This is a genomic window from Devosia crocina (assembly GCF_900116545.1).
Classification (GTDB): domain Bacteria; phylum Pseudomonadota; class Alphaproteobacteria; order Rhizobiales; family Devosiaceae; genus Devosia; species Devosia crocina.
In genome coordinates this window covers 1,313,030-1,336,732 of sequence record NZ_FPCK01000001.1, presented here as the reverse complement: position 1 = coordinate 1,336,732, position 23,703 = coordinate 1,313,030, and the positions used below count along the sequence as shown (strand labels likewise).

Below are 23,703 nucleotides of genomic sequence, written 5' to 3'. Positions count from 1 at the left end.
CGGATTAGGTCCGCTCTGTGTCCAGGTTGTCATTCACTCGGAAACCTGACGCCCGTTTCAGCGAATGCATGCGCATACGTGTGCGATCGGTGCTGTATTCCAGGAACTCGCGAACCAGCTGCAGCACCAAAAGAGCCTCCTCAGGGTCCTCGGGCGTCATCGCAACGATGCGCTTTGCAGCGTCGCGCTTATCTCCCATCCCCATAGCATCGAGCACCGCCTCCGCAGCCGCCAACGTGGCTAATGCCTCGTCGTGATCCTCTGGAAGCACACCAGCGATTTGCGTAGCGAGTCGCCTGAATTTCCCCTCGCCTTGATTTCCAAACATCGTCGAACCCCTAACACCCTCTTGTAGGGCACGTAATATCCATAACAAGAAAATCTTGTTTTGGCAATTGACGGATAAAGAAATCCTTTATACCGTCACCCCATCTTGAAAGCAGGGCTCTGCCATAGTGGTGCCAAGCAAGGGGAATGGGGCAATGACTTCTTTACGAAATGGTAACCAGCGGGGCCGGGTTGCACCCGCCATGTCGCTTACGACCTATGTGTCTGGTCCATCTGACAAAACTTCGCGTGTCTGGATCATCGTCGCGCTGATCGCCATGGCGGCCCTGGGTGGCTACCATATCGGTGACCAGCCCCACGCCATGGCCGCATGCCAGGCGCAGCATAGCGCCGACACCTGCGCTCAGACGCTGCGGTGATCTCCATGGCACAGGTCCTCGCCTTTCCACGTACTCCCGCGCATCCGATACCGCCGCAACCTGCGCCGTCGGCCCAGCGCCAGCGCGACATGGTCACAGCCGCCATGCAGTCTTTCATGGACGGCGACCCGCTGACCGAGCGCGAGCAGCGCATCGTCGATACGGTTCTCGACTGCAACTATTTCAGCCAACTCGGCCGCCTGGCATTCGGAGGCTGAGATGACGGTTACTCACCAATGGGTCGATGACACTCAGCCAATCATCCCGCCGATCGACGATGTCGCACTGCGTGCCTTTGCCAGTGAATTCACCCACCTGCTGCGCAAGGGTGACACCTTTACCGCCGTTAGGACGCCTTGGGACACCGAAGATCTGCGCAACACGTCGTGCATCTGGAGCCCGAGATTGATCGGCGAACGCCAGCTGGCCGAAAGCGAAGAGCTGCGCGCCCCGTTCTATGTCACGTGCGGCTACTACGGCTTCTTCAAGCCATCGATCAGCGAGGTAGCAAGCCAGGTACCGCTCGACGAGATCCGCGCGAGGGGTCTGAATGCTTTCTATATCGGCGACCACGTCGAAATTCTTCGGTCGGGTGCCTTTCAGCGCGCCACTGCCATCTTCGTCAAGATTGCTGACAACCCAGACACCGAACAGGCCGGGTAAGCCCCCGCTCGGCCTTGGCCGGGCCCGGCGCCATGCCCCTCGGCGCCGGGCCTTCCCCCTTCCCTTAATTTCACCGAGAGGCCGTCATGGCTGTCGAAGACTCCGTTGCCCAGGACCAGCTCCGCGCCTTCATCGAGCGCATCGAGCGCATGGAAGAAGAAAAGGCCGCCATCGCGGCCGACATCAAGGAGATTTACGCCGAGGCCAAGGGCAACGGCTTCGACACCAAGATCCTCCGCAAGATCGTCACCATCCGGAAGCAGGACGCCAACGAGCGCTTGGAGCAGGAAGCCCTGCTCGAGCTCTACATGTCCGCCCTCGGCATGGTCGAAGCCCCACCGGAGCGCTAATCATGGCCACGCCAGCAAAAACGACCAAGTCTGCTCTTTCCGTCGTCGAAAGCGGAGAAGCCGTCGCTATCACGCCCGCCCCTGTCGAGGTCGCACCTCCTGCTCCCATTTCGCTTGGCGAGGATGCTTTCGCCGCGGTGGAGAGCGCGCTCGAAACTGTGGCTCAGGAATCGCGCCCGCTGGTGCTGCGCAGCCATGTGCGACGCGAAAAGATCATCAAGGATCTCCGTGAGGTGGAAAGCCTCCTCGCCGATGCTGTCGATCGGGAAAAATTGCTCGATCAAGCATACGAAGCCGCCAAGAAGTCCCTCGCGTCTCACAAGATGGATCTCGAGGACGAAATTGAACTGATGCAGGCAGGCCTTCGCGCGTCCCAGCTGCGGCAGGGGCAGACCGAAGCATGACCACCGCTCCTGATCTCGAAATCTATCGCGCCGTCTCTCGTGTGCAGGAAACTTGCGAGGCCATGGTGCGCGCTCATGGCGATGGGACCGCCTATATCGTCACCTTCGAAGATGGCACCGCCGAAACGCTTGGCGAAGTCATCGCCCGCGGTCGGGTCGCCCTCAACGATCTCGCCAAGATGTTCGGCCGCCCCGAGGAGGCGACTGACGATGGCCGGTAATGGCGAGTTCGAATGGTTCTGGGGCAAAGGCGAAGAGCCCGAGAAGTGGCATGGTGGCTTCCCGGCTGAGGCAAATGCCCAGGACCAGGCCGCCGGGCGTTTCCCGAAGGGTGGCTACACCATCATCGAGGCCGATCGTGCTGCTATCGACCCGGCAATCTTTGACGGACGCATGATCCTGATCGAGCTGCAATGCCACACGCCCAACTCTGACTGCTGGACGGGCGACATGCCAGTCGTGGCCCAGAGCGAGGTCGAAGACCTAGAGGCGAAGCTTGGCGACTGTCTCGATCGCTGGCTGCGCAAGCACAAGTTCGACGCCACCACCGCGGTCCACACCATCCGCCAGCGCACCTTCCATCCCGAGCGGCTATTCGCATGACCCAGCTCCGCACCTCAGATCACATCGCCACCCTGCGCCAGGCTGTCCTCCGCATGGACCTCACCCCCGAGCAGGTCCGCTGGCACTACATCCAGCTCGCCCACCACTCCACGGGCCGCAACGTCACCAAGACGGCCGAAAAGCTCGGCATCCACCGCCGCACCCTCCAGCGCGTCCTCGCCAAGCGCTTGCCCACCCGTTCCGAGGTGAGCCATGGCTGAAACCACCGCCATTGAGTGGACCGACAGCACGTTCAACCCATGGTGGGGCTGCACGAAGATCAGCCCTGCTTGCGACCACTGCTATGCGGCCGACCTGGACAAGCGCACCGGTGGCGACCATTGGGGCAATGTCCCGCGTCGCCGCACCAGCGAGAAGAACTGGAACGAGCCGCGCCGTTGGCAGAAGAAGTCAGCTGCGTTTCAGGAAAGCCATGGACGGCGCCAGCGTGTGTTCTGCGCCTCTATGGCGGATGTGTTCGACAACCAGGTGCCCGCCGACTGGCGTGCAGATCTCTGGGCTCTGATCCGCGAGTGCCCCGACCTCGACTGGCTGCTGCTGACCAAGCGCCCCATGAACATCGAGAAGATGCTTCCCGAGTTCTGGGAGGCAATCTCCGGACATGTCTGGCTCGGCGCCACCGTCGAAGACCAGCAGCGCGCCGAGCAGAACATCCCGCACCTGCTCAAGCATGACGCGGCTGTCCGCTTTGTCAGTGTCGAGCCAATGCTTGGTGCGATCGATTGGACGCGGTGGCTTCCGACAGGGCGCCCCGCTTACCGCCCAGGCGGAGAACCCTTCATCGCGTCCCAATTCTTTATGACCCGCTGCGAGCATTGCGGCTGGTGCGGCTCGTCTGAGCTTGTGGGGACTGATAGCGGTTTCGACGACTCGGACTGCTATTGCCCCTCCTGCCACCGCGCATTCCTCTGTGACGAAATCCATGAGCTTGATTGGGTGATTGCCGGCGGCGAAAGCGGTGCCAAGGCTCGCCCTGCCCATCCGGACTGGTTCCGCGCCCTACGCGACCAATGCCAGCGTGCCGACGTGCCCTTTCTGTTCAAGCAGTGGGGGGAGTGGCACCCCGACGCCGTGCTGACCCGCGAGGCTCGCCCAGGCGGCGAGTGCCCTCCACCATCTATGCGGATCGGCAAGAAACGCGCCGGCCGCCTGCTCGATGGCGTTGAGCACAACGGCTTCCCCGGGGTGGCCTCATGACCGCCATCCTCCCCACCGCCGAACAGATCGCTCGAGCCGTCGTTCTAGCCTCCCGCGCCGTCGGCGAAGATCCCGAATCAATCTTCCGCAACAAGGGCACCAGCCGCGCCCGCCTGATCGCTCTTGCGAGCCTCCGCGAGATCTTTCCCAAAGCTCGTTACGATCAGCTCGGCCGCATGCTCAATTTTGCCTCGCCCAAGCGCGCTGTGAATGATCTCGCCGAAGCCCAGCACGGCGCCGCCTGGCGTGATGACTGGATCGACGAAGTAGTGGGCGGCCTCGTCTCCCAGCAATACGGGGAGCGCGCCCTGTGACCAAAGAGCAGATCCTCGACGGCCTGATTGCTGGCCGCACCCTGATCCAGGAAGAATGGGCGATCTACGCCGAAATTCAGGCGGTGGACGAGCTCGTCGCCGAGAACAAGGCCACCGCCACCCGCTGGGAATGGCGGCCAAGCTATCAGTGCGAGCGGCGCGTCATCACCGCGGGCCCTGCTGCATTAGCGGTGGCAGCATGAAACCGAAGCGGTTCCTCGATGGTCGGGTCACCCTTCGTGCTGGCGATTGCCTCAAGGTGCTGGCTCAGCTCCCCGAGAATAGCGTCGACGCGATCGTGACCGATCCGCCGTACCATCTGACGTCCATCACCGAGCGTTTCGGCGCTATCGGCGCCGCCCCTGCCAAGTCGGGCAAGACCGGCGCCTTCAAGCGCGCCGGCGCCGGCTTCATGGGCAAGAAGTGGGATGGAGGCGACATTGCGTTTCGCCCCGGCACCTGGCGGGCAATGCTGCGCGTCCTCAAGCCCGGCGGCTACCTGGTGGCGTTCGCGTCCACCAAAGGCTTTGGGCGCATGCAGGTGGCGATTGAAGATGCTGGTTTCATTAGCCACCCGCTGACCGCCTTCCTGACCCAACACCCGGACGCACAGCCTTTCCTTGAATCGCTGTCCGACAGTCAGGTGTCAGCCTTCATGCAGTTGCTCGTCCACAACGACCTGGGCGGCATGCTGGGCTGGGTGTTTGGCAGCGGCTTCCCTAAAGCGACGCGCATTGCTGCCCCTGGCTATGAGGGCTGGCGCTATGGCGGCCAGGCGCTCAAGCCAGCGATCGAACCCATCTACATGGGCCAGAAGCCATTCAGCGAAGCCAACGGCACCGACAACATCCTCCTTTGGGGGACCGGCGGCATCAACATCGATGGTTGCCGCGTACCGACCGAGGAGACTTTGCGAGGCGGCGCCGGCAAGCTCTGGTCTCACCTGCGCTATGGTGGTGAGCCACAAGACAACCGGGCGCATGCAGAAACGGCGAGCAACCTCGGGCGCTGGCCTGCTAACCTGATCCATGATGGCAGCGATAGCGTTGTCAGCAATTTCCCCGCCACCGCCGGCGCATTTGCGCCCGTGACAGGCGACGAGCCAAGCAATACGTCGTCGAAGAACGTGTACCAGCTGCGTGATCGCGTGCCGTCGGTCCATCACGGCGATTCTGGATCCGCTGCGCGCTTCTTCTACAGCGCCAAGGCCACCGCAGAAGACCGTGTTGGGGCCAAGCATCCGACCGTAAAGCCTCTCGGACTGAAACAATACCTCTGCCGGATGGTGACGCCACCAGGCGGCGTTATCCTCGATCCCTTCGCCGGCACTGGCACGACCGGCGAGGCTGCCTTCCGCGAGGGATTTCGCGCCGTGTTGATCGAGCGCGAGCCCGAATACATAGCCGACATCATCCGCCGCCTGGAGCTCGCCGCCGACCCGGCCAAGCGTGCCGCCGTCGTCGCCGCTGCTGGCGAAGCGCTCCATGGCGCCGAAGGCACACCCCTGTTCAGCGACACACCGAAGGAGGCTGCCGAATGAAAGCCCCCGCCACCGCCAAGAGCACCAAGGGCCTGCTCCGAACCATCGAGCGCCGCGCGAAAGCCGAAGGCCGCTTGAAAGACCGCCGCCCGGCCGTCCCCAAAGAAGAAAAGCCCGCCCAATGAACGCCATTCTCCCTGTTTTCGGCAAAGAGGTCACCTTCACCCATTTCCAGCTCTTCTGCGGTCTGGGCGGGACGGCTAAGGGCTTCAATCGCGGAAAGTCTCGCGTGGGCGGCATCGAGGGCCGGTTCCGGTGCGTCGGTGGCATTGATGTCGACCCCGCATCGATCCGTGATTTCACACGACTTGCCGGCGTTGAAGGCACTGTCCTCGATCTGTTCGATCGGGAGCAATACGTGGACTTCCACGGGCGGCAACCGCCGGCAGATTGGCGGGAAGCCACCTCGGCAGACATTCGCTCCGCCGCGCACGGCGAGTTTCCCGACATCGTCTTTCTGTCCGCACCGTGCAAAGGCTTCTCTGGCCTTCTGGGCGAGACACAGAGCAAGACCGCCAAGTATCAGGCGCTCAACCGTCTCACCCTGCGCGGCGTCTGGCTGATGCTGGAAGCCTTCAAGGACGATTTGCCCAAGCTGATCGGCTTCGAGAACGTGCCGCGCATCGCCAAGCGCGGGCGCCACCTGCTCGACCAGATCTGTGCCCTGCTGCGCTCCTATGGCTATGCGGTCTCCGAGACCACGCACGATTGCGGCGTGCTCGGTGGTCTCGGCCAGAGCCGCAAGCGTTTCCTCCTCGTCGCCCGCCATGAGGCCAAGGTCCCGCCCTTCCTCTGGGAGCCGCCGAAGCGCCGCCTGCGCGGTGTTGGCGAGATCCTGGAAAAGCTGCCGCTCCCCGGCGATCCCCTCGGCGGCGCCATGCACCGCATGCCTGCGCTCCAGTGGAAGACCTGGGTGCGCCTGGCCTTCGTCGAGGCTGGCTCGGATTGGCGCTCGCTCAACAAGCTGGCGATCGAGAACGGCAACCTGCGCGATTTCGGCATCATGCCCGAAGGCACCTGGCGCGACGACATCATGGGCGTGCTGCCCTGGGGTGCCACCAGCGGCACGGTTACCGGCAAGGCCGGCGCTACCACCGGCCGGTTCAACATCGCCGACCCGCGCGGCATGGCCGAACCACACAACGGCTCCTACGGCGTCGAGAGCTGGGACGATTCCGCCGGCGTCGTCACCGCCAATGGCCGCCCGGCTTCAGGCCGCTTCTCCGTCGCCGATCCGCGCTTCGAAGGGCTCGACTATAAGCAGTACGGGGTACGCCGCTGGCGCGCCGTCATCAACGTTAAGGCGCCCGGCCAAGGCGTGTTCTCGGTTGCAGATCCCCGCTATGGCGAGGGGCCGCATTTCAGCAACGTGTTCCGTGTCGTTGAATGGGACAAGGAAGCCGGTGCAATCTCGGCAGGACAGGGGCCGACCAGCGGCGGCCAGGCTGTTGCCGACCCTCGCCCAGCCCAGCGCGACGATTACAAGCAAACCAAGTATCGCGTGACGGGTATGGACGAGGCCGCCGGCGCTGTGATTGCGGCGAGCACTACTGGCAACGGCGCCTTCGCTGTAGCCGATCCCCGACCCGTAGGTTTGAAACCTAACCGCGAAGCCTTCGAGACTGGCGGCCACTACGGCGTCGTGCCGTGGGATGGATCGAGCCGCGCAGTGCCCGGCTTCGCGAAAAATAACAACGGCCCATGGTCTGTCGCTGATCCCCGCGATGTACCCGCCGAAGCCATCACAGAATTGCCAAAGCCCGAAGAACGCCTCGTAGCTGTCATTCGCGCGCTCGATGGCACTTGGCATCGCCCGTTCACAACGCTTGAGCTGGCAGCCCTGCAAAGCCTCGTCGATCCGGACGAACCGCTCGTCTTGGATGGCACTTCCGATTCCGCCTGGCGGGAGCGCATCGGCAATGCTGTGCCGCCCGATGCTGCAGAGGCTATCGCGAGCGTCATGGCAACCACCCTGCTCCTGGCGATGACCGGCGAAACCTTCATGCTCTCGAGTGAACCCATCTGGGTCCGCCCCTTCGCTGTCGCCCTCAGCATTGACCACTCGCCCAACGACGGGATGTTGGACTGATGACCCACCGCGGCGCCGGCACGGAACATGTCAGCACAGAACGGCTCGAAAAGGCCGTGCACGCTATGGCCTATATTGTGCTGCGCCATGGCGAGAAGTATGGCCCGCTGCTCGATCGCTTGGCGGACGATCTCGAGGCTCGCACCCGCGCACCCTCGGCCCGCGATCGCGCCCGCCAAATCCTGGCTGCGATGACGCGCGAGGTCAGCCAGCATGCTTAGCGGGCTTATAGACGATCGATTGCAGCCACCGCTGCTTTTGCTCAAGGCTCGGGCCTTCCCCATATTTGGGGCGCTGGTGCTTGTGCCCCATGAGAACAGCGATGATCTTCTCGGGCGCGTCCACCGCGGTCAGGCGATCTTCGAAGGTGTGGCGCAGGCTGTAGAAGCTATGATCATCCGTCGGCAGCAGGTTCCGGTGGCCCAGATACTTGTTCACCAGAGCCGAGCAGGAATCGGGCTTGTCATGGTACCGCGAGAAGCCGTTGGGGAATGCCTTGGCGGCGTCGAGGGCGACCCCCACCAGTGGAATGTCGCGGGCGGTGTGCTGCACCTTCAGCTGGCGTCCGTTCGGTCGGACCATCACATAGGGCACGTCGCCATCGAGGCTGATTGTGGTGCTGTCGAGTGCACAGGCTTCGCTGATACGGAGCCCAGTTTCCGCAACGATCCAGAGAACGGCCCGCGCCTGCTCGTTCAGATCGTCAAGCACTCCGGGTGCGAGGATTTGCTTCTCGACGTATTCGGGTTTGAAGGCGGCGCGTTGCTTGTCCATTTCGCCTTCGATGGCGATCTCGGCAAAGATCGGCGGCAGCCCCATCTGGTGCAGCTTGTTGTAATCCCGGTACATGCGCGAAAGGATGCCCAGGTTCTTGTTGGCGGTGCCGATGTCGAGGTCCTCCTCAACAATACGGTCCAGCCACCAGGTGCGGAAGCGCAGGGCGTCGCTTCGCGTCAGCCGGTCGATCGCCTTATCACCCACCACCTCGATGAAGTTGTTGATGGCGAGCAGCCGCGGGTTCTTCCACTTGCGGCGCTGATTGGGCGATTTGAGCGCGAGCTCGGCCTTCTTCATCTCCTCATATTCCGAGACGAGATTGGAGAGCATGATGGACACCTTCGGCTCACCGCCGAGGACGGCCGCCACGTCCAGTTCGCTTTCCAGCGCCTTCCGATCGACGAGCAGCTCCACGCGCTCCACCAGGTCCTCGATCTTGCCGGCGAGCAGGTCGTTGATGGTCTCGTAGGTGACGCCAATGGCGAGGGCTCGCTTTCGCGCCGCTTCGAATCGCATGCGCGCCTCTGCGCTCTGTCCATCCCGCAGCCCGCGCCAGTATGCCTCGAGCTCGACATTCAGAGCCTGCACACGCTGGCCGGCACGCACACCGCGGGGGTCATCGGCAACGGCGATTTCGGTCGAGAGGCGGACAATGCCGCGCGTGTCGAGATGGGCGAAGTCCTTGGGCACTCGACGGACGAGATAGTAGATGCCGGCACGTTTGTGCGGCTTGATCATGCCCGTTCGGCGCATTGGCGCGGCCCCAATGTTACACAGTTTGTTACGCAGTATAGGGCACACGCCCGCTGCAAAACGTCAAGAGGAGTGGAAAACATGAGGAAAACCGGGCGTTTCCGGTCGAGCCATTGGCGGGTGGGGAGGGATTCGAACCCCCGGAAGGCTTGCACCTTCGCCGGTTTTCAAGACCGGAGCAATCAACCGCTCTGCCACCCACCCGGTGCTCAGCCGTTTATCTGCGCCGCGCCGCCCTGTCCAGAGGGCGCGGCGCATTCTGCGCTATGGCGTGATGATCACAGAGCCCGTCGTTTCGCGTCCCTCGAGTGCACGATGCGCCTTCTCGACCTCCGAAAGCGCAAAGCGCGCGCCGATTGCAACCTTGATCTTGCCTGCGGCAATAGCGTCGAACAGGGCCTTGGCCCCCTCCAGCAGATCCTGGCGCTCCGACAGATAATGAAGACCAGTCGGACGGGTAACGAACAGCGAACCCTTTCGTGACAGCAGCGTCAGGTCCGGAATTGAGACGACGCCCGAGGCATTGCCGAAGCTGGCCAGCAGTCCGCGCGGACGCAAACTGTCGATAGACCCTTCAAAGGTTGCCTTGCCCACGCCATCGTAGACCACGTCGACACCCCGTTTGCCGGTGAGTTCCTTTACCCGGGCTGCAAAATCTTCTGCCTTGTAGTCGATCACGTGGTCGCAGCCATGCGCCTTGGCGAGCGCAACCTTCTCCGGTCCACCGGCTGTGCCAATTACGGTCGCACCAAGCGACTTGGCCCATTGCGTTGCAATCAGGCCTGTGCCCCCTGCGGCCGCATGCCAAAGGATGGTCTCCCCAGCGGCCACTGGCCAGGTCTTGAACAACAGATAATAGGCCGTCAGGCCTTTGAGCAGCACGGCCGCCGCAACCTCGTCCGAGATCCCATCGGGCACCGGCACCAGCCGGTCAGCGGCGACGAGCCGTTCCCTGGCATAGGCACCGATCTGGCCTTGATAGGCCACCCGGTCACCCACTTTCACCTCTGTGACCCCCGAACCGATCGCCTTCACGACCCCGGCGCCTTCATTGCCACCCACAAAGGGCAGCGTGATGGGATAGAGCCCCGAGCGTTGGTAGGTGTCGATGAAGTTGAGCCCGATCGCAGTCTGCTTGATCAGGGCCTGTCCCGGGCCGGGTTCGCCGATGGTCCAGTCTTCAATGGACAGAACCTCCGGCCCACCGGTCTTGTTGATGGCTACGACTTGAGTCACTTGGGAGTCCTTGGCTTGCGCGGCGCCGATTTCGGCGCGCGATTGGCTGGAGACCGCTTGAAGGCGGTCGGAGAGGGCACCGAAGTGCCCGTGGGCGCCGGCGCCTGAGGCGAGGCACGATGACCAGAAACGGCGGCAAGCGCCGCTTCCGTAGAGACCGAGCCGGTGTCGCCGGTAAAGGGCGTGATTCTGGTTTTGCGCGCGGCGCCTGCCCGCATCTTGCGATGCTTGGCAAAGATGTTGACCGCCTCGACCAGCACCGAAAAGGCCATGGCCGAATAGATATAACCCTTGGGGATATGGAAGCCGAGCCCATCCGCCACCAGCGTAACACCGATCAGCAGCAAAAAGGCCAGGGCCAGCATCTTGGTTGTGGGATGATCGGCGACGAATCGGGCAATCGGGCCGGAAGCGACGAACATCACCCCGACCGCCACCAGCACCGCGGCCACCATCACCGCCACCTGATCCGCCGGCACCATGCCCACGGCCGTGATGATCGAATCGATAGAGAAGACCATGTCGATCACAACGATCTGCAGGAGGATCGCCTGCAGCGTCGCCGACGCGGCACTACCCGCCGTCACCTCGTGCGTATCCTCGATCGCGGCATGCATCTCGTGCGTTGCCTTGTAGATCAGGAAACCGCCACCGGCGACAAGGATGATGTCCTTCCAGGAGAAATCATGCCCGAATGCCGAGAAGACCGGGTCTTGGAGCTGTACGATCCAGCTGATCAAAAACAGCAGGATGATGCGGAAAACGAGCGCCAGTCCGATGCCGATCTTGCGGGCAAATTCGGCCTGCTCGCGTTGCAGGCGCGACACGAGCACGGAGATGAAGACGATATTGTCGATACCGAGAACGATCTCCATGACCGTCAGGGTAAGAAAGGCGACCCAGACATTCGGATCGGCCAGAAGCTCAAGCATGATGGGATCCCCATTGCGGATACAAGCTGCTGCGAGCAGCGTTAAGCGGAGGTAATGTGGGGGTGTTTTCGGGCAGATGACAAGAGCGTGAGCACCCGGCTTTTCAAACCGGGCTTGTTCTTGGGTTGATAGCCCTGCGGCAAGCCGGAAAATGGCGGCGTTGGTCATTGTTTGCTAAACCGGTTCTGTCGATGCAAACGGTTGGCGGATAGCGATGACCATTCAAGACGCGGAAATCATCATCGTGGGCGGCGGGCTTGCCGGCCTTGCAGCAGCTGTCAGCATCGCCCGTGCCGGGTTCGACACCATCCATCTCGCCCCCGCCGCGCCGCCTGACCGGCGCACATCGGCCCTCATGATGCCCAGCGTCGACTTTCTTCTCCGCGCCGGCCTCATCGAATCGCCCGCCGCCGTAGGACATCCGCTCACCGCCATCCGTATCATCGATGCCACCAATCGCCTGATCCGCGCCCCGGAAACCCTGTTCGAATCGACAGAGATCGGCCAGCCCGCTTTCGGCTGGAATTTTGCTAATGCGAAACTCCTCGAGCGCTTCGGGGCTGCCGCGCCCGCCACCGGCCTTTCCACCCGCAACGCAGCCGTCGTGGCCTATCACCGCGAAAACGGGTTGGGCCATGTCAGCCTTGCCGATGGCACCACCCTCTCCGCCCCCCTCGTCGTCGGAGCCGATGGCAAGAAGTCGCTGATCCGCAGCGCCGCCGGAATAACGGCCCGCGAACACGCCTTTGGTGAAGCCGCCCTCGTCTGCGATCTCGAACTCGGCCGCCCCATTGGCAACACCTCGATTGAATTCCACTATCCCCACGGCCCCTTCACCCTGGTGCCTGCCGGCGAGAAACGCGCGAACCTGGTTTGGATCGACGAAGAGAAACTGTTGCGCGAGACACAGGCCGCTGGTCCCGAAGCGCTGCTTGCCGCCCTGCGCACGCGCTCGCAAAACCTCTTTGGATCAATCGCGCTCGCCTCGCCGAGCTTTGTCTTCCCGCTCAGCGTCCTCAGCGTCGCCGAGGCTGGTCGCGACGGCACGGTACTCGTGGGAGAATCGGCTCACGCTTTCCCCCCCATCGGCGCCCAGGGCCTCAATCTCGGTCTTCGCGATGTCGCCGATCTCGTCGCCGTCCTCGCCGAAGCCGATCGCTCCGCGCCCGATTGGGCACTGACCGCCAGCACCGCCTACGCCCGCCGCCGCTCCGGGGATTTGCAGCGCACCGGCGGCATGGTGGACGCGCTCTTCCGCTCGCTGCTGGCCGAAATGATCCCCGCTCAAGCGCTGCGCGCGGGCGGTCTCTGGGCGCTCAAGCTCCTGCCGCCCCTGCGCCGCAGCGCCTTCGGCATCGGCATGGGCCAGCGCCGCGCCTGAGCCTAACGCAAGAGGGGCGCAGCTTTCGCCACGCCCCTCTGCTCAATTCGATGGTTCAGCGCTTACTGCTGCGCAGGAGCCTCGCCCTCGGGAGCCGCTTCCGGCGCCGGAGCACCGGTCTGGTCGGTCAGCTGCTGGCGCAGGCTTTCGGCACGGTCCTGCAGAACCTGCTCCAGAGCGTTCTCGCCCGAGGTTTCCTGCTGGAACTGCTCGAAGGTCATCGCCGTGTCGCTGTCATAAGCAGCGGTGAAGCCAGCCAGGTCGATCTCGATGGTCAGATCCTGGTTCTGGCGGTTCTTGGCCGTCAGCGTCAGCTTGTTGCCGCCCTTGAGCGAGTTGACATACTGCTCATTGATCACGAGCTGGGTGGCGCACGAGGTGGGATCGCAGATCATGTACGGCACGCGAACCGGCTTGGCGCCATCGATCTGCCAGGTCAGGCCGAACGGCAGCAGCACCCCGAGCGGCACGGCAGCCACGGCGAGGAGGCGCGACTCCTGGCCCGGATCGTCGCGCAGCAGGAACGAGCCGAGGAACTGCCCATTGGCCAGAACCACCTGCCGCATGATGCAAGCCTTTTGTCCGCTTTCGAGCGGATCGCAAACCTTGAGCCAGTTCTGGCTTGGGCCGCCGGCCGGCGCTGCAGCAGGCGCGGCGGCAGCCGGAGCTTCGGTGGCAGGTGCGGCATCCTGGGCGAAAGCGGCAACCGGCGACATCATCAGCGCGATCGCGGTCAAACCGGCAACGAGGGGTTTCCTGAATTCCATAGAGTGTCCTTGCCTTCCTTGGCGGTCTCGGCGGCACTCAGCCACCTAGAAACTTACCTGCCCTTCAAGGGCTCAATTCGGGCAATAACATGACCGGAAGCCCTTGCCAAAATATTATGAGGCAGCAGGGCAACACGCCTTCTTCAGGGGCTCGCATCGGCCAGTTTTGCCAGTTTCGACAGGATCGCGGCAGTCCCCTTCAGCCTTTGCTCGGCACTTGGCCAATTGCGCGCGAACACGAGTTTCTGATCGGGTTTGATGCGGACCTGGTTGGCCGGATCGCTCACGAGCTTGACCAGCCCCACCGGGTTGGGGAACTCGTTGTTGCGCAGGGTCAGCACCGCGCCCTTGGGTCCGGCATCGACCTTTTCCACATTGGCCTGTCGGCACAAGGACTTGACGAGGATTACCTTGAGCAGCGCTTCCACCTCTTCAGGCAAGGGTCCGAAGCGGTCGATCAGCTCGGCTCCCGCAGCGTCGATATCCCGGATGTCGTTGAGATCGCCGAGCTTTCTGTAAAGCTGCATGCGCAGCGTCAGGTCCGGCACATAGTGCTCGGGGATCATGACCGGCATGCCCAGCGAAATCGCCGGGCTCCACTCGTTGCGGTCCTCGTATTCTTCTTCGCCGCTGCGCAGCGCCGCCACGGCCTCTTCCAGCATGGCCTGGTACAGCTCGTATCCCACCTCGCGGATATGACCGGATTGCTCGTCGCCAAGCAGGTTGCCCGCACCGCGGATGTCGAGATCGTGACTGGCCAGCTGGAAGCCTGCACCGAGGCTTTCGAGCGACTGCAGCACACCAAGGCGCCGCTCCGCAGTGTCGGTCAATTTTCTGTCAGCCGGCACGGTAAAGAGCGCATAGGCTCTCTGCTTGCCGCGCCCGACGCGCCCCCGGATCTGATAAAGCTGCGCCAGGCCGAACTGATCAGCCCGATGCACGATCAGCGTATTGGCATTGGGGATATCGAGCCCCGATTCGACGATGGTCGTTGCCAGCAGCACGTCGAACTTGCCGTCGTAGAAAGCGTTCATGATATCGTCGAGCTCGCCCGGCGCCATCTGCCCATTGGCAACCACAAAGCTGACCTCGGGCACTTGGCTCCTCAGGAACTCGGCGATGTCGGGCTGGTCCTTGATCCTGGGAACCACGTAGAAACTCTGCCCCCCGCGATACTTTTCGCGCAAGAGCGCTTCGCGGATCGAAAGCGGATCGAAGGGCGAGATAAAGGTTCGGATCGCGAGCCGGTCGACCGGCGGCGTTGCCAGCAGCGACAGGTCGCGCACCCCCGTCAGGGCCAGCTGCAAGGTACGCGGGATCGGCGTCGCCGTCAGCGTCAGCACATGCACATTGGCCTTGAGCTCCTTGAGCCGCTCCTTGTGGCCGACGCCGAAATGCTGCTCTTCGTCGATGATCAGGAGACCCAGGTCGCGGAACTTGATGGTCTTGCTCAGCAGCGCATGCGTTCCCACCACGATATCGACCTGCCCGTCGGCAAGGCCTTCCTTGGTTGCCTTCAATTCGCTGGCGCTGACCATGCGCGATGCATGCCGCACCCGCACCGGCAACCCCTGGAACCGCTCCGAGAAGGTCTTGAAATGCTGCCGCGCCAAAAGCGTCGTCGGCACCACCACGGCCACCTGCTTGCCCGAAAGCGCCACTCCGAACGCAGCCCGCAGGGCCACCTCGGTCTTGCCAAAGCCCACGTCGCCGCAAACGAGGCGGTCCATGACCTTGCCCGAAGTGATGTCGTCGAACACTGCCTCGATGGCGTTGAGCTGGTCCTCGGTTTCCTCGTAGGGGAAGCGCGCGGCGAATTCGTCATAGGCCCCGGCATTGATATCGATGACATCGGCCTTGGTGAGCATGCGCTGCGCGGCCAGCTTGATGAGCTGCTCCGCCATTTCGCGGATGCGCTGCTTGAGTTTGCCTTTCTTGGCCTGCCAGGCGACGCCGCCCAGCTTGTCGAGCGCCACGGACGCATCGTCAGATCCGTAACGGGTCAGCAACTCGATATTTTCGACCGGCAGGTAGAGCTTGGTTTCGCCGGCATATTGCAGCTCGACGCATTCATGCGGCGCTCCGCCCGCTTCGATCACCTTGAGCCCGAGGAACCGGCCGATACCGTGATCCACATGCACCACGAGATCGCCAGCCGAAAGCGAGGCGGCCTCGGTCAGCGCGTCCGACGCCTTCTTCTTGCGCTGCGGCCGAAGGATCCGTTCGCCCAGAATGTCCTGCTCGGAAAGGACCAGCAAATCCTTCGTCTCGAACCCGGTTTCGAGCGGCAGCACCACCAGCGAGGTGGTGGCGGCGCTCGTCGTTTCCGCGTCGCGCCAGTTTTCCGCCAGCCGCGGATTGGTCAGCCCGTGATCCCGAAGCACCTGCGCCATGCGGTCGCGCGTGCCCGCGCTCCAGCAGGCAACGACTGCCCTTCGTCCCTGGCGCCGTTCCGCCAGCAGCCGCTCGACCACCGCCTCGAACAGGTTGACATCGGAAGCCAACCGCTCGGCGGCAAAACTCGGCGCGATATGCCCCCCGGCATCGTCACCCTTCTTGGCATTGGGCGCGAGAAACGGCGAAAGCTGGATCACCGACGCGCCCGCCAGCGTCTGCGGCGCCGCATCGAGATCGTAAAGCAGTTCGGGTTTGATCGGCTTATAGGGCGCCCCTGCCCCCGCAACCGGCGGCGTCAGCCGCGCGGCTTCGCGCGCGTCATAATAGTCACGGATCTGTTCGGCACGTTCGGCAAAGGCCTCCGCCACCTGATCGTCGAAAACGAACGGCGCATCGCCCGTATAGTCGGCGAGCCGATCCATGTGCTCGTAGAAAAACGGCAACCAGTGCTCGGTGCCCGAATAGCGCGATCCCCCGCTCACCGAGGCATAAAGCGTATCGTCCACCGTATTGCCACCGAATGTGGCGGTGTAGTTCTGCCGGAAGCGGCGAATGGTCTCTTCGTTGAGAATGACCTCGCTCATCGGCGTCAGGTCGACGCGCTTCAGCGTGCCCGTCGTGCGTTGGCTGTCGGGGTCGAACGTCCGGATCGATTCAAGCTGGCTGCCGAAGAAGTCAAAGCGCAGCGGCGCTTCGGCGCTTGCCGGAAACAGGTCGACCAGCCCTCCGCGCACCGCATATTCACCGCTCTCCCGCACGGTCGGCACGCGCAGATAGCCATTGTTCGACGCCCACCCGATCAGCTTCTCGCTATCGACTACCCGTCCCACGGCAGCGGAAAACGACATGGTCTCCACCACATCGCGCGGCGGCAGTTTCTGGATCAGCGCGTTGACTGCGGTCAGAACGACAGCGCCCTTGCCGCCATTGGTCAGCGCTGCCAGCGTGTTCATCCGTGCTGCAATGGTAACGGTATTGGGCGAAACCCGGTCATAGGGTAGACAGTCCCAGGCCGGCAGGGTCAGGATCGCATGACCCGGCAACATGGCGCCCAGGATTTCTGCCATCCGCTGCATGCGCCGGCCATCGCGCGCGACAAAGACGAGGCTTGCACTATCGTCCGGCGCGGCCTTGAGCCGGTCCTCGACCAACTTGGCCAGCACCATGGGCTGCATGCCATCGGGCACATTGGACAGCGTCCGCGCTGCTGCAAGACCGCTCATTTCGTTCATCGCTCGATCCGCGCCTGATGGTCGGAAACTACAAGTTCCAGAAACGCCCGGTCCACATGCGGCGGCGGCTCTTCCTGCTGCATCACCCATTTGAGCAGTGGCGGATCTTCTTCGTTCATCAGCGCTTCGAGCCGGTCGAGCATTGCGTCATCGAACCGCTCGACATGGGCATCGCAAAATGGCCCCAGCACCAGGTCCATTTCCTTGGTTCCCCTGTGCCACGCCCGATACCGCAAGCGCTTGCGACGAATAGCAATGTCCTCACCGGCAGCCATTTGAGACACCATGATGCAAGTTTGTTCCCGATTTGGACATGTCTCTTACGCGGCTTGTCGCCCCTTGTCAGCCCTGGCATGCTTCTTTTGCGCCCATCAGCCCGAAGCAGGCCGCTCTCTGCCCCACGGCGCTGGTGAAGCCTTTGACTTCACCCACGCCCGGCAGGCGCCAAACCCCTCACTGCTCCCAGGCCGGCAATCCCTCGAACGTCCCGCCATCCATCTGCACGACGATCCTGTTGTTCACCAGCTCCATCGACGCCAGCTCCAGCACCACGCTTCTGCCATTCATCTCGACCGCTAGGGCCGTCGGCGTCTTCTCGCTTTGCCCGAGAACGGCCAGAACCGTGCCGATCGCATTGCCGTCCATGTCGTAGATTTCGACGCCTTCGGCCTGATAAACCCGCATGCCGAGCACGCCGATCGACACATCGGGATCGGTCAGCCGCATCAATGGCTCCTGCTGCTGCGCCAGGGCGGGCGACATAAGACTAGAAAACAAGGCGGCGGTGAGTAGAAAGCGCTTCATCGGACTTCTCCTGTTGCCAAGCTCAATCCCTCAGCACCCGGCCGGTTCCGCTCTGTTCCTCTCCTGTTCTTTTGTGCCACCCTCCGCCGCAGGAGAATCACTGTGTCGCGTCCTGATCATCTTCAGCCTCTCTTTCGCTCGCTCCACTCCATCAAAGGTGTCGGGGACAAGCTTGCCGCGCTCCTGACGCGTTTCTTCGGCGCGCCCGAAGGCCAGGAAGCCATCGTTCTCGACATTCTGATGCACATGCCTTCAGGCATCGTCGACCGGCGCCGGCAAGTCGGGATCGCCGAGGCCTATCTCAATCAGGTCGTCACCCTCCTGCTTCACATCGACCGACACCAGCCACCACCACGGGGAAAACCCCACGTGCCCCATCGCGTCTTCGCGCATGACGAAAGCGGTGAAATGCAACTGGTCTTCTTCAGGGCCCAGGGCGGCTGGGTCGAAAAGGCACTCCCAGTCGGCGAGCAGCGCTACGTTTCCGGACAGATCGGCTTTTTCAATGGCGAGAAGCAGATCACACACCCCGACTACATCGTCGAGCCCGCCAGCTTCGCCACCCTGCCCCTTGTCGAGCCAGTTTATCCCCTCACCAATGGGCTCAGTTCCAAAGCGCTGGCCAAGCTCGTGCGGCAAGCTGTCGATTCGGTTCCCGATTTGCCCGAGTGGATTGCTCCGGCAACAATGGCAGAACGCAAGTGGCCTCCATTCGTCGAGGCGATGCGCGCGGTTCATCTTTCCGAAAATCCTGGCGAGGCCGAGCTGTGGTCACCGGCTCGTCAGCGCCTAGCCTATGATGAATATCTTGCCGGCCAGATCACTCTCCAGCTTGTTCGATCGACCATGGTCTCGGTTCGCGGAAAAGCGCGGACGTTTACGGGAAAACTGACCGAAAGTGTTAGCCAGGTGCTACCCTTTTCCCTCACAAATGGGCAAAACGAGGCACTAAACGAGATATATCGTGACCTTGCCTCGCCGGACCGCATGTCGCGTCTGCTGCAGGGCGATGTGGGCTCGGGCAAGACTGTCGTCGCGCTCATGGCCATGGCCGCCGTGGCGGAAAGCGGCGCACAATCGGCCTTGATGGCGCCGACAGAACTTCTTGCTTCTCAACACTTTAAGACCATCAAGCCCATCTGCGACGCCGCCGGAATCGGGTGTGCCCTCCTCACCGGCAAAATGCCCGCCGCAGAACGCCGCGCCATCCTTGCCGGCCTTGCCGATGGCAGCACAACCATCGCCGTCGGCACCCATGCCCTTTTCCAATCCGGCATAGAATTCAGGGACTTGGGGTTAACCGTCGTCGACGAACAGCACCGTTTCGGCGTCCACCAGCGCCTTGCCCTTTCCGAAAAAGGCCGCCACACCGATCTTCTCGTCATGACGGCCACGCCGATCCCTCGAACCCTCGTGCTCACCCACTTCGGCGACATGGCCGTCAGCGTCCTCAAGGAGAAGCCTCGAGGGCGTCAACCCATTGATACCGCGGTTCTTTCCATCAACGACTACCCCCGGATCATCGCGCGCCTGCAGGCCAAGATCTCTGAGGGTACCCAGGCCTATTGGGTCTGCCCGCTCGTTGAAGAAAGCGAGACACTGGAAGTGGTTAGCGCCGAAGACCGCTTCGCCGAACTCCAGAAAGTCTTCGGGAGCGACGTCGCACTCGTCCACGGCCGCATGTCGGCGGCGGCGAAGGAAGACGTCATGACGCGCTTCAAAGCCAATGAAATCAAGCTTCTAGTGGCAACCACCGTCATCGAAGTCGGCGTTGACGTCCCTAACGCGACCATCATGATCATCGAGCACGCCGAACGCTTCGGCCTCGCCCAGCTCCACCAGCTGCGCGGTCGCGTCGGTCGCGGCTCGCAGCGCTCAGCCTGCCTTTTGCTCTACAAGGACCCGCTCAGCGAAACCGCAAAGGCCCGGCTGGAAACGATAAAATCCACCGAAGACGGTTTTCTGATCGCCGAACGCGACCTCGAACTGCGCGGCCAAGGCGATATCCTGGGCACCCGCCAATCCGGCATGCCCGGCTATCGCCTCGCGGTTCCGGACGTGCACCGGCACCTGCTGGAATTTGCCCACGACGACGCAAAAACCCTGCTTAAGCGCAATCCCGGCCTGACCGGCGAGGAAGGCGAAGCAGCTCGTACGCTGTTGTATTTATTCAGAAAAGATCTCGCAATTCCGCTGATCAGGGCCGGGTAGTGGCACGCCATCAGGAGTTTGAAGGCGTGCGCTCCCACTCATTCCACCGTCACTGACTTTGCCAAGTTACGCGGTTGATCGACGTCTGTGCCCATGAACACTGCGGTATGATAAGCGAGCAATTGCACGGGGATAGTCGCAAGAATTGGTGCGACGAACGAATGCACATGCGGGATTTCGATGATGTCAGCTACGCCATGGCCGACCGTCTTCGCGCCCTCGGCATCCGTAATCAGGATGATCTTGCCACCCCTAGCCGCAACCTCCTGCATGTTGCTCAAGGTTTTGTCGACCAGCTCGTCCGATGGCGCCACGACGATCACCGGCATGGCTTCATCCACAAGCGCTATGGGTCCATGCTTGAGTTCGCCAGCGGCATAGCCCTCGGCATGGATGTAACTGATTTCCTTGAGCTTTAGCGCACCTTCCATTGCGATGGGGAACATCGGCCCACGCCCGAGATAGAGCACATCCTTAGCCTTCGAGAGGCGCTTCGAGATATCGACGATCTGGCTTTCGGCACCCAAAGCTTGCGACACTGCCGATGGCAACGCGACCAGAGCCCGAACGAGCTCGGCTTCGTCCTCTGCGCTGACAACGCCCCGCGCGCGACCGGCAGCCAGTGCCAGGCTCGCCAATGCCGTCAGTTGGGCCGTCAGTGCCTTGGTCGAGGCAACGCCGATCTCCGGTCCGCACAGGATCGGGAACACGACACCGGATTCTCTCGCGATGGTGGATTCCAACGTATTGACGAGACTGGCCACATGCTGCCCCTGCCCCGCGCAATAGCGAAGCGCCGCCAGCGTATCGGCTGTCTCGCCCGACTGCGAGATGAAGAGCGACAAGCCGTTCTTGTCGAGCGGCGGTTCGCGATAACGGAACTCGCTGGCCACGTCGATATCGACCGGCAACCGGGCATAGCGCTCGAACCAGTATTTCGCGACAGCTCCGGCGTAATAAGCCGTGCCGCAGGCACTCATGGTCAGGCGCGAAAGCTCGGCGAAGTCGAAAGGCAACGTCTCGCGGATCGCTACCTTCTCAGCGCCCATGTCCACATAGTGGCTGAGCGTATGAGAGATGGTTTCCGGCTGCTCGTAGATCTCCTTTGCCATGAAATGGCGATGATTGCCCTTGTCCACCAGCAAGGCCGAAGCCTGCGACAGCATCTGCTCACGCTGTACGATGGCATCCTTGCCATCGCGGATGGTCACGCCTGTCGGTGTGATAACGGCCCAATCGCCATCTTCAAGATAGGTGAGGCGCGAGGTGAACGGAGCCAGCGCCATTGCGTCCGAGCCCAGGTACATCTCCGTCGCGCCATATCCCACGGCCAGCGGCGCGCCGTGACGCGCGGCGATCAGCAAGGCCTTTTCTCCCTTGAAAAGAAACGCCAGGGCGAAGGCCCCTTTGAGCTTCTTAAGGGTGCGTGCAACCGCCAATTCCGGATCGGCGCCATTGGCAAGCTCGCGGCTGACCCAGAGCGCAACGGATTCGGTATCCGTCTGCGTTTGCGGCAGATAACCGTCCTCGGCGAGATCGGCGAGGAGCTCGCGGAAATTCTCGATAATGCCGTTATGAACCACAGCCACACGTTCCGTCGCGTGCGGGTGAGCATTCTGTTCGGTTGGCGCGCCGTGCGTTGCCCACCTGGTATGCCCGATGCCGATATGCCCGTCGAGCGGCTCCATGCCCAGCTTGCTGGCGAGGTTGCCGAGCTTGCCTTCTGCGCGGCGGCGGGCAATGGCCCCGCCTTCCAGCGTTGCTACGCCGGCGCTGTCATAGCCTCGATATTCTAGGCGCTTCAGCGCGTCGACCAATCGACCAGCGACCGGAGCGTTACCGACGATACCAACAATGCCGCACATCTTACTTCCCCTTGGCCGCCTTCTTGGCGAGCGCTTTGTCGCGCAAAACAGGCGCGTAGTCCGGTTTGTTGACCTGACGGGCGCGACCGAAGGCAACGGCGCCATCGGGCACATTCTCGGTGATCACGCTGCCTGAAGCGGTATAGGCGCCATCGCCGATCGAAACCGGCGCAACGAGCGAGGTATTGGAACCAATGAAGGCGCTGTCGCCAATCACCGTCGTGTCCTTGTTCACGCCGTCATAATTGCAGGTGATCGTACCAGCACCGATATTGGTCTTCTGGCCGATATCGGCATCGCCAAGATAGCTGAGATGGCCTGCCTTGGTGCCTGCCCCGATCCGCGATTTCTTGACCTCGACAAAATTACCGAGATGCACATCGGCGCCCAGTTCAGCGCCCCCTCGGATACGGGCGAATGGTCCGATCGTCGCGCCCTCTCCGATCACAGCATCTTCGATATCGCAGAAGGCCCGGATTTCCGCGTGATCAGCGATTTTCACGCCAGCTCCAAAAACAACGTTCGGAAAAATGGTTACGTCGCGACCGATCTCTGTGTCCCAGGAAAACCAAACACTCTCCGGATCGCGCAGGGTAACCCCGGCCATCATGAAAGCCTCACGCCTGTCGACCTGAAAGACCGCCTCTGCGCGCGCCAGTTGGGAGCGATCGTTAACGCCCATGACGTCTGTCTCGGGAGCGATCCCGTAGCCCACCTTCTTGCCAGCGCCGTTCGCCAGGCTCACGAGGTCGGTGAGGTAATATTCGCCTTGGGCGTTGTTGGTGTCGATCTTGTCGATCAGGTCCCGGAATACCTCCGCGCGGAAGGCTAGGATGCATGCATTGCAAAGGCCAATCTTGCGCTCGTCCTCACTCGCGTCCTTATGCTCCCGGATTGCCAGAAGCCGCTCACCATCGGTGATGAAACGGCCATAGCCCGTAGGGTCGACCGGCTCAAACCCAAGGATCGCCACATCGAGTCCAGCATCGAGACGCTCGATGACGGCTTGGAAATTGGCGCCCCGCAGCAACGGATGGTCACCGTAAACAACCGCCACATAGCCACTTGCAGAGGAAAAGAGCTCACGCGCCATCGAGGCGGCATGTCCCGTTCCGCGCGCGACGGCTTGTTCGAAGTGCACGACATCTGGATCCATCAGAGAAACCGTCTCGCGGATGCTGGCATGTTTGGGGCCCGTAACGAGTGCAATTCCCGTCGAGCCCGCCTCGCGTGCAGCCCGGACTACATGGCTGACGATCGGCAACCCGCCCACGTGATGCAGCACTTTGGGGCGAGAAGACTTCATCCGCGTACCTTCGCCTGCGGCGAGGATGATCGAAAGCAGTTCTGTCACGAGGATCTCATCTCCAGTTTGCGGCGAGTTCTCTTTGTCCATTGCCACAATTTTATGGCGGCAACCATTGGCGAAGGGATAACAGATGCCCCACTCTGTGGGTGTA

The 23,703-nt window shown here is 62.4% G+C and carries 27 protein-coding genes and 1 tRNA gene; 17 read left to right on the top strand and 11 right to left on the bottom strand.

Annotation, left to right across the window (positions count from 1 at the left end; translation table 11 throughout):
- Positions 1–4: 4 nt before the first annotated feature.
- Complete coding sequence (locus tag BM364_RS06370) at positions 5–328, bottom strand: hypothetical protein (protein WP_092422397.1); 324 nt, start codon at positions 326–328, stop codon at positions 5–7.
- A 154-nt stretch (positions 329–482) separates the two neighbouring features.
- Here BM364_RS06370 and BM364_RS18170 point away from each other — a divergent pair, with 154 nt between their 5' ends.
- The 15 genes from BM364_RS18170 to BM364_RS06305 all read left to right on the top strand — a co-directional run bounded on the left by BM364_RS18170 (position 483) and on the right by BM364_RS06305 (position 8,109).
- Positions 483–707 carry a hypothetical protein gene (locus tag BM364_RS18170; RefSeq protein ID WP_139232503.1) on the top strand — a complete coding sequence of 75 codons (225 nt, stop codon included), beginning with the start codon at positions 483–485 and terminating at the stop codon, positions 705–707.
- Between the two features lie 5 nt (positions 708–712).
- Complete coding sequence (locus BM364_RS06365) at positions 713–925, top strand: hypothetical protein (RefSeq protein WP_092422394.1); 213 nt, start codon at positions 713–715, stop codon at positions 923–925.
- Position 926: 1 nt separating this feature from the next.
- Positions 927–1,370 (top strand): hypothetical protein, encoded by a 444-nt coding sequence (locus tag BM364_RS06360; protein WP_092422391.1) that lies wholly within the window; start codon positions 927–929, stop codon positions 1,368–1,370.
- A gap of 86 nt (positions 1,371–1,456) precedes the next feature.
- On the top strand, positions 1,457–1,720 hold the full coding sequence (locus BM364_RS06355; protein WP_092422388.1) for a DUF2312 domain-containing protein: 264 nt from the start codon (positions 1,457–1,459) through the stop codon (positions 1,718–1,720).
- 2 nt (positions 1,721–1,722) lie between these two features.
- Positions 1,723–2,124 (top strand): hypothetical protein, encoded by a 402-nt coding sequence (locus tag BM364_RS06350; RefSeq protein WP_092422385.1) that lies wholly within the window; start codon positions 1,723–1,725, stop codon positions 2,122–2,124.
- The gene (locus BM364_RS06345; RefSeq protein WP_092422382.1) at positions 2,121–2,345 is read left to right on the top strand and encodes a hypothetical protein; all 225 of its coding nucleotides are present in this window, start codon (positions 2,121–2,123) and stop codon (positions 2,343–2,345) included. Before BM364_RS06350 ends, BM364_RS06345 begins: the two co-directional genes overlap by 4 nt.
- Positions 2,335–2,727, top strand: a complete 393-nt coding sequence (locus tag BM364_RS06340) for a hypothetical protein (protein WP_092422379.1) — start codon at positions 2,335–2,337, stop codon at positions 2,725–2,727. The genes BM364_RS06345 and BM364_RS06340 overlap by 11 nt, the downstream gene beginning before the upstream one ends.
- Positions 2,724–2,948 carry a helix-turn-helix domain-containing protein gene (locus tag BM364_RS06335; protein ID WP_092422376.1) on the top strand — a complete coding sequence of 75 codons (225 nt, stop codon included), beginning with the start codon at positions 2,724–2,726 and terminating at the stop codon, positions 2,946–2,948. The genes BM364_RS06340 and BM364_RS06335 overlap by 4 nt, the downstream gene beginning before the upstream one ends.
- Entirely contained in the window at positions 2,941–3,945 is a 1,005-nt protein-coding gene (locus BM364_RS06330; protein WP_092422373.1) for a phage Gp37/Gp68 family protein, read from the top strand. The genes BM364_RS06335 and BM364_RS06330 overlap by 8 nt, the downstream gene beginning before the upstream one ends.
- Positions 3,942–4,259 carry a hypothetical protein gene (locus BM364_RS06325; protein WP_092422370.1) on the top strand — a complete coding sequence of 106 codons (318 nt, stop codon included), beginning with the start codon at positions 3,942–3,944 and terminating at the stop codon, positions 4,257–4,259. The genes BM364_RS06330 and BM364_RS06325 overlap by 4 nt, the downstream gene beginning before the upstream one ends.
- Positions 4,256–4,462 carry a hypothetical protein gene (locus tag BM364_RS18395; protein WP_092422368.1) on the top strand — a complete coding sequence of 69 codons (207 nt, stop codon included), beginning with the start codon at positions 4,256–4,258 and terminating at the stop codon, positions 4,460–4,462. The genes BM364_RS06325 and BM364_RS18395 overlap by 4 nt, the downstream gene beginning before the upstream one ends.
- Positions 4,459–5,799, top strand: coding sequence for a site-specific DNA-methyltransferase (locus BM364_RS06315; RefSeq protein ID WP_092422364.1), 1,341 nt, complete (start codon positions 4,459–4,461; stop codon positions 5,797–5,799). The genes BM364_RS18395 and BM364_RS06315 overlap by 4 nt, the downstream gene beginning before the upstream one ends.
- Positions 5,796–5,924, top strand: a complete 129-nt coding sequence (locus BM364_RS18760; protein WP_280140626.1) for a hypothetical protein — start codon at positions 5,796–5,798, stop codon at positions 5,922–5,924. Before BM364_RS06315 ends, BM364_RS18760 begins: the two co-directional genes overlap by 4 nt.
- Positions 5,921–7,888 carry a DNA cytosine methyltransferase gene (locus BM364_RS06310; protein WP_092422361.1) on the top strand — a complete coding sequence of 656 codons (1,968 nt, stop codon included), beginning with the start codon at positions 5,921–5,923 and terminating at the stop codon, positions 7,886–7,888. Before BM364_RS18760 ends, BM364_RS06310 begins: the two co-directional genes overlap by 4 nt.
- Complete coding sequence (locus tag BM364_RS06305) at positions 7,888–8,109, top strand: hypothetical protein (protein ID WP_092422358.1); 222 nt, start codon at positions 7,888–7,890, stop codon at positions 8,107–8,109. The genes BM364_RS06310 and BM364_RS06305 overlap by 1 nt, the downstream gene beginning before the upstream one ends.
- Here BM364_RS06305 and BM364_RS06300 read toward each other — a convergent pair.
- The 4 genes from BM364_RS06300 to BM364_RS06285 form a co-directional block, all read right to left on the bottom strand.
- Complete coding sequence (locus BM364_RS06300) at positions 8,093–9,418, bottom strand: tyrosine-type recombinase/integrase (protein ID WP_092422355.1); 1,326 nt, start codon at positions 9,416–9,418, stop codon at positions 8,093–8,095. The genes BM364_RS06305 and BM364_RS06300 overlap by 17 nt on opposite strands.
- A 114-nt stretch (positions 9,419–9,532) precedes the next feature.
- Positions 9,533–9,622: transfer RNA gene (locus BM364_RS06295), tRNA-Ser, on the bottom strand.
- Positions 9,623–9,682: 60 nt separating this feature from the next.
- Positions 9,683–10,654, bottom strand: coding sequence for a quinone oxidoreductase family protein (locus tag BM364_RS06290; RefSeq protein ID WP_092422352.1), 972 nt, complete (start codon positions 10,652–10,654; stop codon positions 9,683–9,685).
- Positions 10,651–11,586, bottom strand: coding sequence for a TerC family protein (locus tag BM364_RS06285; RefSeq protein ID WP_092423945.1), 936 nt, complete (start codon positions 11,584–11,586; stop codon positions 10,651–10,653). The genes BM364_RS06290 and BM364_RS06285 overlap by 4 nt, the downstream gene beginning before the upstream one ends.
- Before the next feature lie 214 nt (positions 11,587–11,800).
- Here BM364_RS06285 and BM364_RS06280 point away from each other — a divergent pair, with 214 nt between their 5' ends.
- Positions 11,801–12,967, top strand: coding sequence for an FAD-dependent monooxygenase (locus BM364_RS06280; RefSeq protein ID WP_092422349.1), 1,167 nt, complete (start codon positions 11,801–11,803; stop codon positions 12,965–12,967).
- A gap of 62 nt (positions 12,968–13,029) precedes the next feature.
- Here BM364_RS06280 and BM364_RS06275 read toward each other — a convergent pair whose 3' ends face one another.
- The 4 genes from BM364_RS06275 to BM364_RS06260 all read right to left on the bottom strand — a co-directional run bounded on the left by BM364_RS06275 (position 13,030) and on the right by BM364_RS06260 (position 18,167).
- Positions 13,030–13,734, bottom strand: coding sequence for an invasion associated locus B family protein (locus tag BM364_RS06275; RefSeq protein ID WP_092422346.1), 705 nt, complete (start codon positions 13,732–13,734; stop codon positions 13,030–13,032).
- A 143-nt stretch (positions 13,735–13,877) separates the two neighbouring features.
- Complete coding sequence (gene mfd / locus BM364_RS06270; protein WP_092422343.1) at positions 13,878–17,363, bottom strand: transcription-repair coupling factor; 3,486 nt, start codon at positions 17,361–17,363, stop codon at positions 13,878–13,880.
- On the bottom strand, positions 17,360–17,638 hold the full coding sequence (locus BM364_RS06265) for an FAD assembly factor SdhE (RefSeq protein WP_210186389.1): 279 nt from the start codon (positions 17,636–17,638) through the stop codon (positions 17,360–17,362). Before BM364_RS06265 ends, mfd begins: the two co-directional genes overlap by 4 nt.
- Positions 17,639–17,816: 178 nt before the next feature.
- Positions 17,817–18,167, bottom strand: coding sequence for a hypothetical protein (locus tag BM364_RS06260; protein ID WP_139232501.1), 351 nt, complete (start codon positions 18,165–18,167; stop codon positions 17,817–17,819).
- Between the two features lie 102 nt (positions 18,168–18,269).
- Between BM364_RS06260 and recG the strand changes: the two genes are divergently transcribed.
- The gene (gene recG / locus BM364_RS06255; RefSeq protein WP_092422334.1) at positions 18,270–20,378 is read left to right on the top strand and encodes an ATP-dependent DNA helicase RecG; all 2,109 of its coding nucleotides are present in this window, start codon (positions 18,270–18,272) and stop codon (positions 20,376–20,378) included.
- A gap of 38 nt (positions 20,379–20,416) precedes the next feature.
- Here recG and glmS read toward each other — a convergent pair whose 3' ends face one another.
- Entirely contained in the window at positions 20,417–22,243 is a 1,827-nt protein-coding gene (glmS, locus tag BM364_RS06250) for a glutamine--fructose-6-phosphate transaminase (isomerizing) (RefSeq protein ID WP_092422330.1), read from the bottom strand.
- A gap of 1 nt (position 22,244) precedes the next feature.
- On the bottom strand, positions 22,245–23,639 hold the full coding sequence (glmU, locus tag BM364_RS06245) for a bifunctional UDP-N-acetylglucosamine diphosphorylase/glucosamine-1-phosphate N-acetyltransferase GlmU (RefSeq protein ID WP_175528484.1): 1,395 nt from the start codon (positions 23,637–23,639) through the stop codon (positions 22,245–22,247).
- Positions 23,640–23,703: the final 64 nt, after the last annotated feature.

Bases quoted from the DNA above. Each gene is read 5' to 3' on its own strand.
- BM364_RS06370 (WP_092422397.1), bottom strand. From the start codon at position 328: ATGTTTGGAAATCAAGGCGAGGGGAAATTCAGGCGACTCGCTACGCAA.
- BM364_RS18170 (WP_139232503.1), top strand. From the start codon at position 483: ATGACTTCTTTACGAAATGGTAACCAGCGGGGCCGGGTTGCACCCGCC.
- BM364_RS06365 (WP_092422394.1), top strand. From the start codon at position 713: ATGGCACAGGTCCTCGCCTTTCCACGTACTCCCGCGCATCCGATACCG.
- BM364_RS06360 (WP_092422391.1), top strand. From the start codon at position 927: ATGACGGTTACTCACCAATGGGTCGATGACACTCAGCCAATCATCCCG.
- BM364_RS06355 (WP_092422388.1), top strand. From the start codon at position 1,457: ATGGCTGTCGAAGACTCCGTTGCCCAGGACCAGCTCCGCGCCTTCATC.
- BM364_RS06350 (WP_092422385.1), top strand. From the start codon at position 1,723: ATGGCCACGCCAGCAAAAACGACCAAGTCTGCTCTTTCCGTCGTCGAA.
- BM364_RS06345 (WP_092422382.1), top strand. From the start codon at position 2,121: ATGACCACCGCTCCTGATCTCGAAATCTATCGCGCCGTCTCTCGTGTG.
- BM364_RS06340 (WP_092422379.1), top strand. From the start codon at position 2,335: ATGGCCGGTAATGGCGAGTTCGAATGGTTCTGGGGCAAAGGCGAAGAG.
- BM364_RS06335 (WP_092422376.1), top strand. From the start codon at position 2,724: ATGACCCAGCTCCGCACCTCAGATCACATCGCCACCCTGCGCCAGGCT.
- BM364_RS06330 (WP_092422373.1), top strand. From the start codon at position 2,941: ATGGCTGAAACCACCGCCATTGAGTGGACCGACAGCACGTTCAACCCA.
- BM364_RS06325 (WP_092422370.1), top strand. From the start codon at position 3,942: ATGACCGCCATCCTCCCCACCGCCGAACAGATCGCTCGAGCCGTCGTT.
- BM364_RS06315 (WP_092422364.1), top strand. From the start codon at position 4,459: ATGAAACCGAAGCGGTTCCTCGATGGTCGGGTCACCCTTCGTGCTGGC.
- BM364_RS18760 (WP_280140626.1), top strand. From the start codon at position 5,796: ATGAAAGCCCCCGCCACCGCCAAGAGCACCAAGGGCCTGCTCCGAACC.
- BM364_RS06310 (WP_092422361.1), top strand. From the start codon at position 5,921: ATGAACGCCATTCTCCCTGTTTTCGGCAAAGAGGTCACCTTCACCCAT.
- BM364_RS06305 (WP_092422358.1), top strand. From the start codon at position 7,888: ATGACCCACCGCGGCGCCGGCACGGAACATGTCAGCACAGAACGGCTC.
- BM364_RS06300 (WP_092422355.1), bottom strand. From the start codon at position 9,418: ATGCGCCGAACGGGCATGATCAAGCCGCACAAACGTGCCGGCATCTAC.
- BM364_RS06285 (WP_092423945.1), bottom strand. From the start codon at position 11,586: ATGCTTGAGCTTCTGGCCGATCCGAATGTCTGGGTCGCCTTTCTTACC.
- BM364_RS06280 (WP_092422349.1), top strand. From the start codon at position 11,801: ATGACCATTCAAGACGCGGAAATCATCATCGTGGGCGGCGGGCTTGCC.
- BM364_RS06275 (WP_092422346.1), bottom strand. From the start codon at position 13,734: ATGGAATTCAGGAAACCCCTCGTTGCCGGTTTGACCGCGATCGCGCTG.
- mfd (WP_092422343.1), bottom strand. From the start codon at position 17,363: ATGAACGAAATGAGCGGTCTTGCAGCAGCGCGGACGCTGTCCAATGTG.
- BM364_RS06265 (WP_210186389.1), bottom strand. From the start codon at position 17,638: ATGGCTGCCGGTGAGGACATTGCTATTCGTCGCAAGCGCTTGCGGTAT.
- BM364_RS06260 (WP_139232501.1), bottom strand. From the start codon at position 18,167: ATGAAGCGCTTTCTACTCACCGCCGCCTTGTTTTCTAGTCTTATGTCG.
- glmS (WP_092422330.1), bottom strand. From the start codon at position 22,243: ATGTGCGGCATTGTTGGTATCGTCGGTAACGCTCCGGTCGCTGGTCGA.
- glmU (WP_175528484.1), bottom strand. From the start codon at position 23,639: ATGGACAAAGAGAACTCGCCGCAAACTGGAGATGAGATCCTCGTGACA.